General features: G+C 70.2%; 13 protein-coding genes. 5 read left to right on the top strand and 8 right to left on the bottom strand.

Annotated elements, in window-relative coordinates:
• Positions 1-60: 60 nt before the first annotated feature.
• The 4 genes from egtD to ACIG5F_RS39380 all read right to left on the bottom strand — a co-directional run bounded on the left by egtD (position 61) and on the right by ACIG5F_RS39380 (position 4421).
• Complete coding sequence (gene egtD, locus ACIG5F_RS39395) at positions 61-1032, bottom strand: L-histidine N(alpha)-methyltransferase (RefSeq protein ID WP_396525172.1); 972 nt, start codon at positions 1030-1032, stop codon at positions 61-63.
• Positions 1029-1790, bottom strand: coding sequence for an ergothioneine biosynthesis protein EgtC (gene egtC / locus ACIG5F_RS39390; protein ID WP_396525171.1), 762 nt, complete (start codon positions 1788-1790; stop codon positions 1029-1031). Before egtC ends, egtD begins: the two co-directional genes overlap by 4 nt.
• A gap of 5 nt (positions 1791-1795) precedes the next feature.
• Positions 1796-3100: an ergothioneine biosynthesis protein EgtB gene (gene egtB / locus ACIG5F_RS39385; protein ID WP_396525169.1), complete on the bottom strand. Its 1305-nt coding sequence runs from the start codon at positions 3098-3100 to the stop codon at positions 1796-1798.
• A gap of 73 nt (positions 3101-3173) precedes the next feature.
• The gene (locus tag ACIG5F_RS39380) at positions 3174-4421 is read right to left on the bottom strand and encodes a glutamate-cysteine ligase family protein (RefSeq protein ID WP_396525168.1); all 1248 of its coding nucleotides are present in this window, start codon (positions 4419-4421) and stop codon (positions 3174-3176) included.
• Between the two features lie 238 nt (positions 4422-4659).
• Here ACIG5F_RS39380 and ACIG5F_RS39375 point away from each other — a divergent pair, with 238 nt between their 5' ends.
• Positions 4660-5973 (top strand): methyltransferase domain-containing protein, encoded by a 1314-nt coding sequence (locus ACIG5F_RS39375; RefSeq protein WP_396525167.1) that lies wholly within the window; start codon positions 4660-4662, stop codon positions 5971-5973.
• 19 nt (positions 5974-5992) lie between these two features.
• Here the strand turns inward: ACIG5F_RS39375 and ACIG5F_RS39370 are convergent, their stop codons facing one another.
• The 3 genes from ACIG5F_RS39370 to ACIG5F_RS39360 all read right to left on the bottom strand — a co-directional run bounded on the left by ACIG5F_RS39370 (position 5993) and on the right by ACIG5F_RS39360 (position 9973).
• Positions 5993-6316 carry a hypothetical protein gene (locus ACIG5F_RS39370; protein ID WP_396525166.1) on the bottom strand — a complete coding sequence of 108 codons (324 nt, stop codon included), beginning with the start codon at positions 6314-6316 and terminating at the stop codon, positions 5993-5995.
• Between the two features lie 126 nt (positions 6317-6442).
• Positions 6443-7765, bottom strand: coding sequence for a cytochrome P450 (locus tag ACIG5F_RS39365; protein ID WP_396525165.1), 1323 nt, complete (start codon positions 7763-7765; stop codon positions 6443-6445).
• Between the two features lie 141 nt (positions 7766-7906).
• Positions 7907-9973, bottom strand: a complete 2067-nt coding sequence (locus ACIG5F_RS39360) for a PQQ-dependent sugar dehydrogenase (RefSeq protein WP_396525164.1) — start codon at positions 9971-9973, stop codon at positions 7907-7909.
• 220 nt (positions 9974-10193) lie between these two features.
• Here ACIG5F_RS39360 and ACIG5F_RS39355 point away from each other — a divergent pair, with 220 nt between their 5' ends.
• Positions 10194-10790 carry a TetR/AcrR family transcriptional regulator gene (locus ACIG5F_RS39355; protein WP_396525163.1) on the top strand — a complete coding sequence of 199 codons (597 nt, stop codon included), beginning with the start codon at positions 10194-10196 and terminating at the stop codon, positions 10788-10790.
• Between the two features lie 113 nt (positions 10791-10903).
• Complete coding sequence (locus tag ACIG5F_RS39350; RefSeq protein WP_396525162.1) at positions 10904-12178, top strand: cytochrome P450; 1275 nt, start codon at positions 10904-10906, stop codon at positions 12176-12178.
• 271 nt (positions 12179-12449) lie between these two features.
• On the opposite strand, the gene ACIG5F_RS39345 is transcribed toward ACIG5F_RS39350, so the two are convergent.
• Complete coding sequence (locus ACIG5F_RS39345; protein WP_396525161.1) at positions 12450-13931, bottom strand: peptide MFS transporter; 1482 nt, start codon at positions 13929-13931, stop codon at positions 12450-12452.
• 584 nt (positions 13932-14515) lie between these two features.
• On the opposite strand from ACIG5F_RS39345, the gene ACIG5F_RS39340 reads away from it, so the two are divergent.
• Complete coding sequence (locus tag ACIG5F_RS39340) at positions 14516-15538, top strand: LacI family DNA-binding transcriptional regulator (protein WP_396525160.1); 1023 nt, start codon at positions 14516-14518, stop codon at positions 15536-15538.
• Positions 15535-17121 (top strand): amidohydrolase, encoded by a 1587-nt coding sequence (locus ACIG5F_RS39335; RefSeq protein ID WP_396525159.1) that lies wholly within the window; start codon positions 15535-15537, stop codon positions 17119-17121. The genes ACIG5F_RS39340 and ACIG5F_RS39335 overlap by 4 nt, the downstream gene beginning before the upstream one ends.
• Position 17122: the final 1 nt, after the last annotated feature.

Genomic DNA, 17122 nt, shown 5'->3' with positions numbered 1-17122 from the left:
GACCGAAAGTTACGCCGCCGCGCCCGACGGCGTGGCCATCGGGCGCGGCAGGGTGGGGTTTTACTCCGCTCGGGACAGGGAGACCGCGAAGCGCTGGGCCTCGTCGGTCCACCAGTGCTCCAGGGCGAAGCCGGCGTCGGCCAGCTCGGCGGTGACGCCCTCGTGGCGGAACTTGGCCGAGATCTCGGTGCGCAACTCCTCGCCGGCGGCGAAGTCGACCTCGATGCCGGCGCCGGGCAGACGGACGTGCATGGGGCGACAGGCCCGCAGGCGCATCTCGATCCACTCGTTGACGTCGTCCCAGACCGCGACGTGGGAGAACGCCTCGGGGTCGAAGTCGGCGTCGAGCTCCCGGTTGACCACGCGCAGCACGTTGAGGTTGAACTCGGCGGTCACGCCCTGCGCGTCGTCGTAGGCCGGCACGAGCACTGCGGGGTCCTTGACCAGGTCGGTGCCGAGCAGCAGCCACTCCCCCGGCGCCAGGACCTCGCGGATGGAGCCGAAGAACTTGGCCCGCTCGGCTGGGAGCAGATTGCCGATGGTGCCACCGAGGAAAGCGATCATCCGCGGCCCTTCACCGGGCAGCAGCGCCAGATGCTCGGTGAAGTCCCCGACCACGGCGTGCACCGACAAACCCGGATACTCGTCGACGATGGTCTCGGCGGCGGCCCGCAGGGCGCTCTCGGAAACGTCCATGGGCACGAACTGACGCAGGGATCCGTTGGCGCGCAAGGCATCCAGCAGGGTCCGGGTCTTGTCGGACGAGCCGGAGCCGAGCTCGACCAGGGTCCGGGCCCTGGTCACCGAAGCGATCTCGGCGGCCCGGGCCCGCAGCACCTCCCGCTCGGCCCGGGTCGGGTAGTACTCGGGCAGCTCGGTGATCCGCTCGAACAGGTCGCTGCCCACGGCGTCGTAGAACCACTTGGGCGGCAACGACTTCCGCGGGCCGGCCAGGCCGGCGCGCACGTCGTTGCGCAGCGCGCGGGCCATGTGGTCGGCGGTGAGGTGGTTTTCCACTAGCGGGTTGGTCATGGTTCCTGCCGTCCTGGATCCAGGGGTCGGATGTCCACGGTGGTCTTGGTGGCGAACACGATGCTGTGGTCGGGCACGGCGACCCAGGCCGGGTCGTCGTCGATCGGCTCGGACGCGACGGTCACCGCGCCGGGGCCCGGCCGCACCCACAGGGAGTGCCACCAGGCCGTGGCGACGAGCAGTTCGTCGTTGCCCAGCAACAGGTTCAGTCGCGAGTCGGGGGCGGCCACGGCCACCTCCAACATCACCGACTCGATGGCGTCGACCGGCTCCTGCCCGGCCCGCAGCCGGTGCCGGACCAGCGCCCACAGCAGCGCCGAGTCGGTCGGGGCGTCAAGGGTGATCAGGTCGGTCACCGGCAGCCGCTGCGCCAGCAGCGCCACGCTGTCCGGCCAGCCGCGCACGACCCCGTTGTGGCTGAACAGCCAGCGCCCCTCGGCGAAAGGGGCGTTGGCCGTCTCCACCACCGGCATGCCGACGGTCGCCGACCGGGCGGCGGCGACCGCGGCGGTCACCTTGGCCCCCGCGGCCACGGAGGCGAACGCGGTGTCGGTCCACATCGGCACGGCGCGCCGGTAGCGCACCGGGTCCTTCTCGCCGGGCGTGAACCAGCCCGCGCCGAACCCGTCGGCGTTGATGGTCCCGCCGTGCCTCATGTCCTGCGGCGCGTACGACTGGCGCAGCAGCGAGTGCGGCGGCGTCAGCAGCAGGTCGGCTAAGGGCACGGCGGGGCCCAGGTAGCCCAGATGGCGGCACACCGGCGTCAGCCCGGCCGGTGGTCGCGGGCGCACCGGAAGCCGGCGAATATCTGCCGCCGGATCGGGTGGTCCCAGTTGCGGAAGGTGCCGCGCACGGCGGCCTTGTCGGTGCCGAACGAGCCGCCCCGCAGCATCTTGTAGTCCCCGCCGAAGAACACCTCGGAGTACTCCTTGTACGGGAACGCCTTGAAACCCGGGTACGGCTGGAAGTCCGAGTCCAGCCACTCCCACACGTCGCCGATCAGCTGCCGCACGCCCAGCGGCGACTGCCCCGCCGGATACGCGCCGACCGGGGCCGGCCGCAGGTGCCGCTGGCCGAGGTTGGCGTGCTCGGCGGTCGGGTCCTCGTCACCCCACGGGTAGCGCCGCGAGCGCCCGGTGGCCGGGTCGAAGCGGGCCGCCTTCTCCCACTCCGGCTCGGTCGGCAGCCGCTTGCCGGCCCACGCCGCGTACGCCTCGGCCTCGAAGAAGCACACGTGCACCACCGGCTCGTCGACCGGAATCGGCTCCACCACGCCGAATCTGGTCCGCACCCAGCGATCGCCGTCCCGCTGCCAGAACCGCGGGGCGACCAGCTTGGCCTCGTTGCGGTACGCCCAGCCACGCTCGCTCCACCAGCGCGGGTCGTCGTAGCCGCCCGCGTCCATGAACGCCAAATAGTGGCCGTTGCTGACCGGTGTGGTGTCGATCCAGTACGAGTCGACGTGCACCGGATGCGCGGGCCGCTCGTTGTCCAGCGCCCACGGCTCGATGGTGGTGCCCATCTCGAACGGGCCGCTGGGCACGAACACCTCGGCCGGCAGCCGCTCGGCCGGCGCGGCCGGCGGGTTGGGGGCATGCAGCACGGGCGCGCCCTTGCGGAGCTGGTGGGTGGCCAGCATGGTCTCGTCGTGCTGCTGCTCGTGCTGCACGATCATGCCGAACGCGAAGCCGTTGTCGACCAGGTCGCGGCCTTCCAGCGGGGTGCGGTCGAGCACGTCGAACACCTTGTCCCGGACCTCCCGCACGTAGGCGCGGGCCTCAGTCGGGTTGAGCAGCGGCAGCGCCGGGCGCTCGGCCCGTGGATGCTGGAACGCGTCGTACAGCTCGTCGATGTCCTGGCGCACCGGCTCCCGGCCGCCGACGTCGCGCACCAGCCAGAGCTCCTCCTGGTTGCCGATGTGGGCGAGGTCCCACACCAGCGGCGACATCAGCTTGGAGTGCTGGCGGACCAGCTCGTCGTCGTCCACGGCATCGGTGAGCAGGGTGCTGCGGTCCCGCGACCGCTCCAGCGCCTCGGCGATGGACGTCCGCAGGTCGAAAGTGGTCACAGACCCTCCTCGCTGACGCTCGGCGCGTCTGCGACGCAGGTCTGTGTGTTGAATGGTTCACTCGCAAGCTCGTTCACTGCGCGTTGCCTCCAAGCTTCGCGGTGGCCGTCGCGAGCCGGCGATCGAGGCTGTCGATCACCGGCGCGGACAGCTCCGGCGGCAGGCCGAGCCGATGCATGTGACGCAGGCCCAGCTCCAGGGCGGCGGCCGCGGCCATGGCGACCGGGCGGTCGTCCAGGCCGTGGCGGGCCGCCGGCAGCCAGCGCCCGGCGGCGGGCGCGGCCGCGTCCAGCGCGGCGTCGACGACGTCGTCCGCGCTGAACAGGGCGATGAGCAGGGCCACTGCCGGGCTCCAGTCGTCGGGCGGCTGGGTGTCGAGGTAGCGCACCTCGAAGTAGCCGCGCGGCCGGACCGGCGTGAACATCGTGCTCAGGTGGTAGTCGAGGTCGTCGGTGGTGGGCACGCCCGGCAGCGCTCCCGCGATCCAGTCGGCGAACGTGATGTCGCCGGGCACGTCCCAGCTGTCGCCACCGTGCCGGAAGCAGATCATCGGCGTGTCCAGCACCCGCCGGGCCCACCGGCCCGCGGGGTCGTCCCCCGTCTCGCCCGGACTGCTTCGGGCGGGCTCGGCGCCCAGCACCACTCGGGTGCGCGCGGAGGCCCATCCGGTCGGCTTGCCAGCCAGTCCCGTCGAGTTGGCGAACGCCGCCAGCAATGCCGGACCCAGCGCGTGCAGCGCGTTCCAGCGGGTGGCGACCTGTCCCGCCTCGCCCGTGTCCAGGCAGACCTGAAGGCCCGCGGTGCTGCACATCATGGCGACACCGTCGGGTCCGAACCGGTCGTAGCGGGAGTTCATCGCCGCGTACCGCGGGGTGTCCAGCACCCGCCGCGGGGGGCGATAGGGATCGGCGCCGGCCGTGCCCAGTTCCAGGCCCTCCGCCGCGAGCAGCGCCGTGAGCTGCGCGATGTCGGTGGAGACGGAGGTGAGCAGGTCGGCTGTTGTCGTCTTCGGCGGAGTGGAGATCTCCACCTGGCCACCGGGCTCGACGGTGACAGGGGAACCACCGCGAAGCGGCAGGTTCGGGCTGTCGGGCCGGAGCGTGGCGGGGGCGTGCGGCCCCAGGGCTCTCGCTAGTACTTCCCGGTCGAGCTGCTGACATCGGTCCTGCGCGTGGTGCACCGTCCACTCGATCTCAGCACCCACGTACCTCGGTGGCCCGTGCTTGAAGCAGACCGAGGCCACGTAGGCCTCGGCCCGCTCACGGTCCCGGAGTAAGTCGGGCGCCGGATCGGTGGCGGGAGTAACACTGACGGTAGTCACCGTTACCACCCTTCGTGATCGTCGTCGTTCCGACGCTACACGCGGGGTCTGACAATCGCACGACATCCCAGGTCAGGACGTCGATCGTTTATCTCCTCTTAAGGACATCCGACCGTCCGCGCCGCCCCGACTGCCCGAGCGGCCACCGGCCGCGTCCTCGCGGCGATGAGCCCGATCGAGGGACAGCGTTGCGGGTCGCCCGGCTGGGGACTGTCGCGCGCGCAGACCAGCTGTCACGGTGGTCACCGCCTATGACACGGCTGGCAGTCTGGGGGCGGACAATGGCCAAACACGAGGACAAAACCGATCAGGACGGAGCCCGGCCTCCGCACAAGCCGCAGGGGAGCCCGAAGCCCGACGCGGACAAACCGGATCGAAAGCACGGCAAGTGAGACAACAACACGATCTCGTCGCCGCGCTGCGCTCGGCCGGCAAGGTTCCCTCGGCGTGGGCCGCGGCCTTCGCGGCGGTCGACCGCGGGGCGTTCGTGCCGGATCGGATGTGGTGCGACGACGAGCACGGCCGGTTGCGGCCCGTCGACCGGCGCACAGCGCCGGAACAGTGGGCCGCTGCGGTCTATTCGGACATTCCGATCGCCACTCAACTCGACGACGGCCGGGTCGACTGGCCGGACACGAGCCCGCTCGTGACCAGCTCGGCCTCACAGCCGAGCGTTGTCCTCGCCATGCTGGACGCCCTGGACGTCCACCATGGCGACACGGCTCTCGAGATCGGCACCGGCACCGGATACAACGCCGCTTTACTGGCCCACCGGATCGGCTGCGAGCAGGTGACGACGGTCGAACTCGACCCGGCGCTGGCCGATCAAGCCCGGTCGTCGCTGGCGAAGGCGGGCGCCACGCCGAACGTGGTCCATGCGGACGGAACTGGCGGCTATCCCGAACATGCGCCCTATGACCGGGTCATCGCCACGGCGGCGGTGTTGATCGGCCATGTCCCGTACGCATGGGTGGCGCAGACTCGTCACGGCGGTCGGATCGTCACACCGGCCGGCACCGCCTTCCGCAATGGCGAGCTGATGGCGCTGACGGTTCACCATGGAACGGCCACCGGCCGGATCGTGGACGACGCGGCGTTCATGCGGCTTCGCGACCAGCGCACGCCGCTCGGGGCGGCGCGTCTGTCCACTCTGGTCGACGAGTCGCCGGCCACGACCGAGTCCGTCACCGCGATCAGTCCCGGCGATCTCGTGTTCGACGATGACTGCGCGTTCGCCGTCGGACTGTTGTTGCCAGACGTCCAGTCCTCGGTGTGGTGGGACGACGAGCAGCCAGGGAGGTTCGAGGTCCTGCTGTTCGACGTGGCCTCGGATTCCGCGGCAACGGCGGTGGCGGAGACTTCCCGACACGACGATCGTTACCAGGTCAGGCAGTACGGGCCGCGCCGGTTGTGGGACGAGGCCGAGGCGGCGCGCGCCTGGTGGGTCGGGCACGGCCGACCAGGCCGCCGCCGATTCGGACTGACGGTGACCGCCGAGCACCAGAAGGTGTGGCTCGACGACACCACGAACACGGTCGGCGGCCCGACGTGAGCCGGTCGGTTCTCCTCGGCTAGCAGTGCTGCCAGCTCAGGAAGTGGTACCCGATCGGACCCACGAAGGTCTGGGTGGCGCCGACCTTCAGGGTGTAGCAGGTGCCCAAGTGGTACCGCCAGCCGTCGGTGAACAGGGCCTGGACGCGCTGCGGGGTGTCGCAGTGGTTGGTGATGTTGACCTTGTTGCCGTAGTTGGGCCCCGGTTCCACGCAGTTGGCCGGCGACTGGATGTGTGCGGTGGCGTGGCCGAGGCTCACACCGCCAGGGGCGGCCAGGGCCGGGGCGGCGAGGCCGAGAGTGAGGGCGGCGGCGCCGAGCAGGGCCTTGTGCAGAACGTTCATCGCATCCTCCCCGATGCTGTGGCGTTGCTGGCGACCACGACGGTAGCCACGGACGAGGGAGGCTCGGAAGTGGTTTCGGGCTGGGCCGAAAGGGACGATTCGGCCCAGCCCGAAAGCCGCAGGGAATCAGCGCTTCGACAGCACGAAGTGGGTGTGGCGGGGGCGGTAGGTGGTGCTGGCGGTGGGCTCGGGGTCGGGGTGGACGGGCGTGAGGGTCCACGGGCCGAAGAAGGTCGCCACCATGATCATCATCTCGGTGAAGGCGAAGGACTCGCCCACGCATTTGCGGACGCCGGCGCCGAAGGGGAGGAAGGCCTGGCGGTGCATGGCCCGAGCCCGGGAGGGCAGCCAGCGGTCGGGGTCGAAGGCGAAGGGGTCGTCGAAGTTGCGGGGGTCCATGTGCTCGGCATAGGGACTGAACATGACGTCGGAGCCGGCGGGGATGGTCACGCCGTCGATCTCGACGTCGACGGTGGCGTAGCGGGTGAGCAGCCACGCCACGGGGTAGCGCCGAAGGGCCTCCTGCACAACGCGTGAGGTGTACTCGAGCTTGGGAATGTCCTCGTAGTCGAGGCGGCGCCCGGCCAGCACCAGGTCGAGTTCCTCCTGCATGCGAGCCCGGATGGACGGGTGCTGGTGCAGGGCGTAGGCCATCCACAGCATCATCGTCGCGGACGTCTCGGTGCCGGCGACCATGATGCTGCGAACCTCGTCGTGCAGCTGGGTGTCGGTCATGCCGTTGCCAGCGTCGTCCTGAGCCATGATCATCATGGACATCAGGTCCCCGTGGTCGACACCACCTTCCCGGTATGACGCGATCACGCCGTCCACGACCTCGTGCAGCTTGCGCATGGCGGCGTCCTCGCGCAGCTTGGGCGGCAGGGGAAGCTTGTGCACGAAGGAAATCGGGATGAACGCCCGCCTCCCCACACCGTTGACGATCACCTGCATCACCGTGCGCACCTCGGCGGCGGTGTCGGTGTCCTTCACCCCGGCGAACAGGCATCGGGTCAGCGCGTCCATGGTGGCCACGTTCATCTGCGCGTCGAAGTCCACAGTGGACCCGTCCACCCAGCCGTCGGCGATCTCCCGCGACACCTGGGACATCACCTCGGTGTAGCGGGCCATCCGGCCGTGGTGGAACGCGGGGTTCATCAACGGCCGGGAGCGCCGCGCCTGTTCCCGGTCGCAGCCGACCAAGCCGTTGCCCAGCAACGGCTTGGACTGCTTGAACAGCGGGCCGCCCTTGTCGAAGCAGTGCGACTTGCTGATCAGCACCTCCTTGACCAGCTCGGGCGTGCTGATCAGGTAGGACGGCCGCGGCCCCAGGTTGAACCGCACCACCGCGCCGGTGTCGCGCAGCCGCTCGACGAACGACAGCGGCCGGCGCAGGAGTTCCATCGCGTGGCCGAGCAGCGGCAGCCCACCCGGCAAGGCGTTGATCGACATCTGCTGTCCTGTCCACTAGACGGCCAGACCACAGCTGTGATAGCACGCCCCGCCGCCACCCGAACCCAAACGCTGGCATAGCCCCCGTGTTTGGCCACGGGGACTATGCCGGCGGGTCGATCCGTGCTATGCGGCCGAAAACTACGGGAACGTCAACCGGACGATGACGTTGTCCTTGACGTCCGGCGTGCCGCCGTTCATGTCGTTGTTGGTGGACGTCACCCACAGGCCGCCGTCGGGCGTCTTGACGACGGTCCGCAGCCGGCCCCACCGGCCGGCGAAGATCGACTGCGGCGAGCTGGTGCCGGTGCCGGCCGAGTTGATCTGCGCGACGTACATGCGCTGCCCGGTCACGCAGGCGACGTAGATCCAGTCGTTCACGATCTCGATGCCGCTCGGCCCGCCCTGCGCGGTCGGCCAGGTCTGCTTGGGCGCGACATAGCCGCCGCAGTTGCCCTGGGTGCCCTCACACGACGGCCAGCCGTAGTTGCCGCCCTTCTGGATCAGGTTCAGCTCGTCCTGGCTGTTCTCGCCGAACTCGGTCTCCCACAACTGGCCCCGCGAGTCCCAGGCGATGCCCTGCGGGTTGCGGTGCCCCATGCTGTAGACGTACCGCGCGTTGCCGCCCGATGAGTAGAACGGGTTGTCGGTGGGCGCGCTGCCGTCGGCGTTGAGCCGCAGGATCTTGCCGTTGAGCGAGTTCTTGTCCTGCGCGTTGGAACTGGTCTTGGCGTCGCCCGCGGTGGCGTAGAGCTTGCCGTCCGGACCGAAGCGCAGCCGGCCGCCGTTGTGGTACCGGTTCTTCTGGATGCCGGTCAGGATCGGCGTCGACGTGGACGACAGCGTGCCGTCCTGATAGGTCATCCGCACGATCCGGTTGTCGTTGGCCGCGGTGTGGTCGATGTAGATGTAGTGGTCGTTGGCGTAGTTGGGCGACACGGCCAGGCCGAGCACGCCGCCCTCGCCGTTGGTGGTCACCGCGCCGGGAACCTTGCCCAGCACGGTCACCTGGCCGTCGAGGGTGACTCGGTCGATCTCGAACCGGTCGCGCTCGGCCACCAGCGCCGAGCCGTCGGGCAGCCAGTCGACGCCCCACGGCAGGTCCAGATTGGCGATGTTCTTGTCGAACACCGGGATTCCGCCCTTGCCGCCGGGCGCGGCGGTGGTCACAGAGAGCGCGTTGCTGGCCGCGGAGACGTTGCCGTCGGGGTCGCGGGCGGTCACCGTGAACGTGTATTTGGTGCTGGGGCTGAGATCCGTGACCGTGGTCGTGGTCGAGTTGGTGGTCGCGACCTTGGTGGTGCCCTGGTACACGTCGTAGCCGGCGATCACGCCGCCGTTGTCAGTGGAGGCGTTCCAGGCCAGCGCGGCGCTGTCGGCGGTGACGCCGGTGGAGCGCAGGTTGCCCGGCGCGGACGGCGGCGTGTGGTCGTTGCTGGGCGGCGTGGTGAAGGTGACCACGTTGCTCTGCTGCGACGCGTTGCCGGCGGCGTCGAACGCGCCGACCGAGATGTCGTAGGCGGTGTTGGGCGTCAGAGTGTCCACGGTGGCCGACAGGGTCTTGCCGTCCACGGTCTTGAGCACGTTGCCGCCGCGGTTGACCTCATAGCGCACGACGCTCGTGTCATCGGTCGCGGCGGTCCAGGCGAAGTGCGCGGTGGTCGGGGTGATGTCGCTGACCACCAGGTTGCCCGGCGCGGAGGGCGGCGTGGTGTCGACGTTGTTCGGCGTCACCGTGATGTTGTCGAGGTTGGGCCCGCCGTTGGCGGTGGTGGCGGTGGCCCGGATCTTGTTGCTGCCGGCCTTGAGGTTGACGGTGGTGGTGGCGATCTGCCACGTCGTCCAGCTGCCGGTGGACGGGAAGTTGAGGTTGCTGACCGCCGTGGTGCCGTTGACGGTCACGTCCATCGGCCGGGCGTCCGGGGCGTCGAAGGCGTAGCGGAAGTCCAGCCGCGCACTGCCGGCGTTGGGCGAGTTCACGGTGAACTCGACGTAGCTGCCGGTGGTGTTGGTGTAGTCGACGAAGCCGGTGCCGGTGTAGCCGGCGTGGTCGTGGGCCACGGTCCCTTGAGAGATCGTCGCGTTCTCGGCTTCGTAGACGGTGCCGGCCTGGGGCGCGGCGACGGCGTTCGGCACGGCCACGGCGAGCGCGACGGCCGCGGCCAGACCACCGGCGAGCGCGAGCCGCCATCGGGATGGGGGTGCCACAGTGCCTCCCGTTGCAGGGGGTGTCAGGTGGCGGCGGATCGGAGCGGAAAGTCCCTTCTCCGTAAGGTGGATCAGACCATTTGTCGGATACGCCTGTCAATACGTGAAAGCGCTTGCCTTCACTGCCCACTGAAGTCATAGGATGTTTCGCCGGTTACGTTCGGTATGCAATCCGTACGTACGGATTGCAATTGCCGATCCCCGGCGGGACGATGGGGGAATGCCCCGCGTCAGCCAGGACCACCTCGAGGCCCGCCGCCGCCAGATCCTCGACGGCGCGCGCGCCTGTTTCGCCCGCCACGGCTACGAGGGCGCCACCGTGCGGCGGTTGGAAGAGGCTACCGGACTCTCCCGCGGCGCTATCTTCCATCACTTCCGCGACAAGGAGTCGCTGTTCCTGGCGCTGGCCGAGGACGACGCCCTGCGCATGGCCGAAGTGGTCGCCGAGCAGGGCCTCGTGCAGGTCATGCGGGACCTGCTGGCCGGCCGCAAGGACGACAACGACGAGGAGCACCCGGCCGACTGGCTGGGCACCCGCCTGGAGGTCTCCCGCCGGCTGCGCACCGACCCCGACTTCCGGGGCCGCTGGGCCGAGCGCTCCGAGCAGCTGACCAAGGCCACCCAGGACCGGCTGCGCCGCCAGCGCGAGGCCGGCAACCTGCGCGACGACGTCGACGTCGAGGTGCTGTCCGACTTCCTGGAGCTGGTCCTGGAGGGCCTGGTCTCCCACCTGGCCATGGGCCTGCCGGCCGACGACCTCGGCCCGGTGCTCGACCTGGTCGAGGAGACCGTCCGCCGCCACCGGCGCACCGCCTGACCCCAACGCCAGCAACGGGCCCTTCCTCGCGTCCGGTGAGCCGAAGGCGGCGCCAAAAACACGGTCAGGGCGGTGGTAGAAAGGCGAGTGTCGACGGGGAGGAGACCACCACCATGTCCGACCGACAGCTGGCCACGGCCATCGCGATGGGCAAGGTCGTGCTGGGCGGGTACCGACTGCTGCGCGATCCGGGCGCCCTGCTGATCCACCCGTCCCAGTCGATCGACCCGTATCCCCTCTACGAGCGGATCCGCGCCAAGGGCAAGGTGGTGCCCAGCCGGCTGGGCATGCTGCTGGTCTCCGACTACGAGCTGTGCAACGCGGTGCTGCGCGACCCGGCGTTCGGCGTGGCCCCGAACTCCGAGATCGGCCAGCCCGATCCCAAGCTCGACGGCATGGTCGACCCGCTGTCGGACTCGTTCATCTTCCGCAACCCGCCGCAGCACACCCGACTGCGGCGGGTCGTCTCGCCGCTGTTCACGCCGCGGGCCATGCACGAGCGGCGGGCCCGCATCGAGGCCGTGGTCGACGAGTTCCTGGACCAGCTGGCCGGGCGTGAGGAGTTCGACCTGGTCGGCGAGTTCGCCGCCCGGGTGCCCATCAAGATCATCTGCGACCTGCTGGGCGTGTCCGACGCCGAGCACCGCAAGATGATCGAGTGGGGCATCGTGCTGGCCACGTCCATCGACGGCATGGGCAGCATGGCCCAGGTGCGCGAGCTGCGGACCACGCTGACCGAGCTCAACTCCTTCCTGTCCGAGCGGATCGCCGAACATCGTGCGGAGCCGAACGACGACGTGATCGGGCGGATGCTGGCCGACGGCAGCATGGCCGAGCCCGACCTGCTGGCCACCGCCGGCCTGCTGCTGGCCGCCGGCTTCGAGACCACCGTCAACCTGATCGGCAACGGCGTGCTGGCCATGCTGGCCAATCCCGTTGTGCGGCAACGACTCGTGGACGATCCCGACGCCACCGACACCATCGTCGAAGAGGTCCTGCGGCTCGATCCGCCGATCCAGTACACCGCGCGGCTGGCGCTGCCCGACGCCGACGCCCGGCTGGCCGGCCGATCCGTGCCGCCGGGACGGGTTGTCGTGCTGCTGACCGCCGCCGCCAACCGGGATCCCGCCGTGTTCCCCGATCCGCACCGCCTGGATCCCGACCGCCCCAACGCCCGGGAGCATCTGACGTTCTCGTCCGGCGTGCACTACTGCCTGGGCGCCGGACTGGCCCGGCTGGAGGGAGTCATCGCGCTGCGGGCCCTGTTCCGCCGGTTCCCCGACCTTCGCCTCGGCGGCGCCGTGCGACGCCATCCCAGCCGGGCCGTGCGCGGTCCGCTGCGGCTGCCGGTGCGCGTCACGGCCGGTCACCCGGCGGCGATCGGCTGACCACCAAGGGTCAAAGAGATGGGTATCACCCACCCTTTCGGGTCATGCTGTGCGGCATTTCCCGATTCTTCAGGCACTCTGGAAGCAGCAGCCCCCGATCCGCCACCCCGCCGCCGTGACGGATCGAGGGGCTGCTGCCGTTGCTCGTCCATGCCGGCGGAAAGCGCCGGCCATCGCCGCTCCGCCGCTGTCCATAAAGGACCCGAATGCGGGGAAGGGGGCTTTCCCCGCGTGCAACGCAGGGAAAGCCCCCTTCACGGCACAAGGACCGTCAGTCGACGCCCTGCATCTTGCGGGAGATGGACGGGGCCAGGAAGAGCAGGCCGAAGGCCAACACCAGGGTGACGCCGCCGACGATGCCGAAGTACGGGATCTCCGTCTGCGGCGTGGCGAACGGCACGATCTGGGCGCTGATGCCCTGGGCGGCCGCGTCGGACAGGAACCACAGGCTCAGCATCTGCGCGCCGAAGGCCTTGGGGGCCAGGCGGGTGGTGGCCGACAGGCCCACCGGGGACAGGCACAGCTCGCCGAGGATGACGATGAGGAAGCTGCCGACCAGCCAGAACGGGCTGACCTTGGCGTCGGGGCCGTACAGCGCCGCCGGCAGCACCATCAGCAGGTAGGACACGCCGGCCAGGCCGAGGCCGATGGAGAACTTGACCACGGTGGAGGGCTGGCGGGGGCCGAGCTTGGTCCACATCAGCGCGAACAGCGGGGCCAGCACCACGATGAAGCCGGGGTTGAGGGTCTGGAACCACGAGGCCAGCAGGGTGAAGTCGCCGATGTGCAGGTCGGTCCGGTTGGCGGCGTAGTCGGCCAGCACCACCGAGCCCTGCTCCTCGATCAGCCAGAAGAACAGCGACGCGATGAACAGCGGGATGTAGGCGATCACCCGGGACCGCTCGGTCGCGTTGACCTGCTTGCTGCGGATCATGGTCACGAAGTACGCGGTCGGCAGGATGATGCCCAGCGCGCTGATCACGTTGATCACCAGGTCGACGGAGAACCAGCCGGCAAGCACCACGATCACGCCGAGCACCACCACGATGGCCGCGCCGACGCCGATGCGGCCGAGGACCTTGCCGCGCTCCTCGGGGGTCAGCGGGTTGCTGGGGCGGTCGCCCACGCCGCCGAGCCGGCTGCGGCCGTAGACGTAGAACACCAGGGCGATGAACATGCCGACGGCGGCGACCGAGAAGCCCACGTGGTAGCCGTAGCTCTGGCCGAGGGTGCCGACCACCAGCGGCGCCACCACCGCGCCGAGGTTGGTGCTGATGTAGAAGATCGAGAAGCCGGCGTCGCGGCGGCGGTCCTTCTCCTCGTACAGGCCGCCCACCATGTTGGAGATGTTGGGCTTGAGCATGCCGGTGCCGATGGTGATCAGCAGCATCGACACGTACAGCGCGGCCACCCCGGACGGGAAGGACAGCGCGATGTGCCCGAACATGATCAGCACGCCGCCGATGAACACGGCCCGGCGCGAGCCGAAGATCCGGTCGGCCAGCCAGCCGCCGACCACGCTGGACATGAACACGGCGGCGCCGTAGATCGACATGAGGCTCTTGGCCAGCGTCGGATCCAGACCAAGGCCGCCGTCGCTGAGCTTGCTGTACATGAAGTACAGCAGGATCGCCCGCATCCCGTAGTACGAGACGCGCTCCCAGAACTCGGTGAAGAACAGCGGTCCGAGAGCGGCGGGGTGCCCGAAGAAACCCTTTTGAGGCGGCTTCGCGCTCTCAACGGTGGCGCTCAACCCACTACCTCCTGTGATGCACGGACAGTTAGATCGGTGTTTACCGAACGTCGTGAGGCGCACCATAGCGGTTGACCTTCGGGGCCTGCTGAGACCCCGTCGGTTTTGGGGTGAACACCCAGGTCAGGGCCACATCGACGGGCACAGGGGCGGCCGCGGCGATCCGGAGTCCGGGCATTTTCCGGCACCGAAAACAGCGCCGATGATGACATTCCGAACACGGTCACGAGCGGAGAGTGAGGAGCAACGGCGGTTGCGCCGTACCGGCGAATGCGCACGCCCCACAGGCCGTAACCGACAGGGTGCCGCGGAGGCGCCCCCAGCAGCGCCGAGGTGGCGTGCTCGGACCGCCAGCCCGGACAGTGCCCGAGCCGCTGCCTGGACCGCAGCCGGATCTCACCCACCCAAGCCGACGCGGCGGGTGAGATCCGGCCCGGGAAGGCAGCGGTCACGAGCGGCTGAGCCGCCCTGCCGGAGGCGGGGCCAAGACACAGCCGGGGGCGCTGACACGACGGTCGCACAGGTCACCGGTACTGTCCCTGTTCAGTCGGGGCCCTGTTCGTCGGGGAAGGGAAGGTGCGCCGGTGCCTGGACGGCAGACCACGCTGGCCGAGGTGGCCCGGCACGCCGGGGTGTCGCTGGCCACGGCGTCACGGGTGATCAACGGCAGCGACCGGCAGGTCAGCGACCCGCTGCGGGACCGGGTGATGGCCAGCGCCGACTCCCTGGGCTACCTGCCCAACGCCTCGGCGCAGGCGTTGGCGCGCAACAGCAGTTCGCTGGTCGGCCTGGTGGTGCACGACATCTCCGACCCCTACTTCTCCAGCATCGCCGCCGGTGTCACCCGGGTGGCCGAGGACGCCGGCCTGGTGGTCGTGCTGGGCACCACCGCCCGCAGCGCCGACCGGGAGCGCGAGCTGCTGGCCATGCTGCGCGGGCACCGGGCCAAGGCCGTGGTGCTGATCGGCAGCCGCACCACCAAGCGTTCGGTGACGGCCCGGCTGGCCGAGGAGATCGCCGCCTTCACCGACCAGGGCGGCCGGGTGGCGTGCGTGTCGCAGGCGCGGCTGCCGGTGGACACCGTGGTGCCGGCCAACCGGGCCGGGGCCAAGGCCCTGGCGGTGGCGCTGGCCGAGCTGGGGCACCGCAAGTTCGTCGTGCTCGGCGGGCCGGAGGAGCTGCTGACCAGCCGGGACCGGGTGGCCGGCTTCCGGGCCGGGCTGGCCGAGTCCGGCGTGGAGCTGCCGGACAAGTCCATTCGGTACGGTGGCTTCACCCGGGACGGCGGCTACGACACGGCTACCGAGCTGCTGGCCGACGGCACCGACGCCACCTGTGTTTTCGCCGTCAACGACGTGATGGCGCTGGGCGCGATGGCCGCGCTGCGGGCGGCCGGGATCCGGGTGCCCGAGGACATCTCGGTGGCCGGCTTCGACGACATCCCGACGCTGCGGGACGTCTCCCCCACGCTGACCACGGTGCGGCTGCCGCTGGAGGAGATGGGCGTGCGGGCGGCGCACATGGCGTTGAGCGACCACGACGGCACGCCGCGCACGGTGAAGATCACGGCCGATGTCGTGCTGAGGGAAAGCACCCGCAAGATTTGATCCTGCTGCGGACCGCCACCCAGTCGGTGGCCGTCGCCGACAACCGGATCGTCGCCGTCGGGCCCGAGGCCGAGGCGCTGGGTATCGCGGAGGTCGTCGAGCGGCCGGGTTTTCTGCTGCCGGCCTTCGGCGACGGGCACGCGCACCCGGTGTTGGGCGGGTTGGAGCGGCAGGGGCCGGCGATCACCGTCCAGTCCACTGTGGACGGCATCGTGGCCGAGGTCGGCCGGTGGGCCCGGGACAATCCCGGCGACGGCTGGATCCTCGCCGCCAGTTACGACCCGACCCTGGCCCCGGACGGGGCCTTTGACGCGCGATGGCTGGACGCGGCCGTGCCGGACCGGCCGGTGGCGCTGCGGTCCCGTGACTACCACGCCGTGTGGTGCAACAGCATTGCCTTGCAGCGGGCGGGAATCACCGCCGACACCCCGCAGCCGCGACTGGGGCGGATCCTGCGGCGGCCCGACGGCAGCCCGCTGGGCACGCTGCTGGAGTGGCACGCCTGCGACCTCGTGCTGGACCTGGTTCCCCGCCGGTCGACCGCGGAACTCGTTGCGGCGCTTGAGGAAGCCGGCCGGGTGTACTCCTCGGTCGGGGTCGCCTGGGTGCAGGACGCGTGGGTCGAGCCGGAGCTGGTGGAGGCGTATCTGCTTGCCGTGGACCAGGAACGGCTGCTGTTCCGGGCGGATCTGGCCCAGCGGGCCGATCCCGACCGGTGGCGGGAGCAGCTCCCGGCCTTCGCGGCCCAGCGGGAACGGTGCCGGCGCCACGGCCGTGACCTGGTCACGGCCCGCACCGTGAAGTTCTTCGCCGACGGCGTGATCGAGACCGGCACGGCCTCGATGCTCGAACCCTATGTGGACGTCCATTCGCACGGGATGCCGGTGTGGTCGCCGGCGGAGCTGGCCGAGGCCGTCACCGCGTTCGACGCCGAGGGGTTCCAGGTCCACGTGCACGCCATCGGCGACGCGGCGGTGCGGGCCGCGCTGGACGCCGTCGAGCACGCACGGGCAGAAAACCCGGCCTGGGACCGCCGGCCGGTGATCGCCCACGCCCAGGTGGTCGATCCGGCCGACCGGCCGCGGTTCGCGGAGCTGGGCGTGATCGCGACGGTGCAGCCGCAGTGGGCGCAGACCGACGCCGTGATGACCGAGCTGACCATTCCCCGGCTCGGTCCGGAGCGGGCCGACCGGCAGTATCCCTTCGCGACGCTGGCCCGGCTGGGCACGCGGCTGGCCTTCGGCAGCGACTGGCCGGTCAGCCCGGCCGATCCGCTCGACGGCCTGCGCGTCGCCACCAGTCGCGAGTGGCTGCCGGGCGAACGGCTCGACGTCGCGCAGGCCATCGCCGCGCAGACCGCCGGCGTGGCCTGGCAGGCGCAGGCCGAGCACGAGTGGGGCGAGCTGGCCGTGGGCCGCCGCGCCGACATTGTGTGCCTGAACGGTGACCCGGAGCACACGCCGCTGGGCGACATCACGGTCACGGACACCTGGATTTCCGGCCGGCACATATACGCAGCCCTTACACTTGGCCAAGAGAAGGACCAACACGACAAGGTTCGACGTTCACCATCTGAGGAGTGAC

Origin of the sequence: Kutzneria sp. NPDC052558, from assembly GCF_044547355.1 — a bacterium.
Classification (GTDB): domain Bacteria; phylum Actinomycetota; class Actinomycetes; order Mycobacteriales; family Pseudonocardiaceae; genus Kutzneria.
This window is presented reverse-complemented; position numbering and strand designations above follow the sequence as displayed.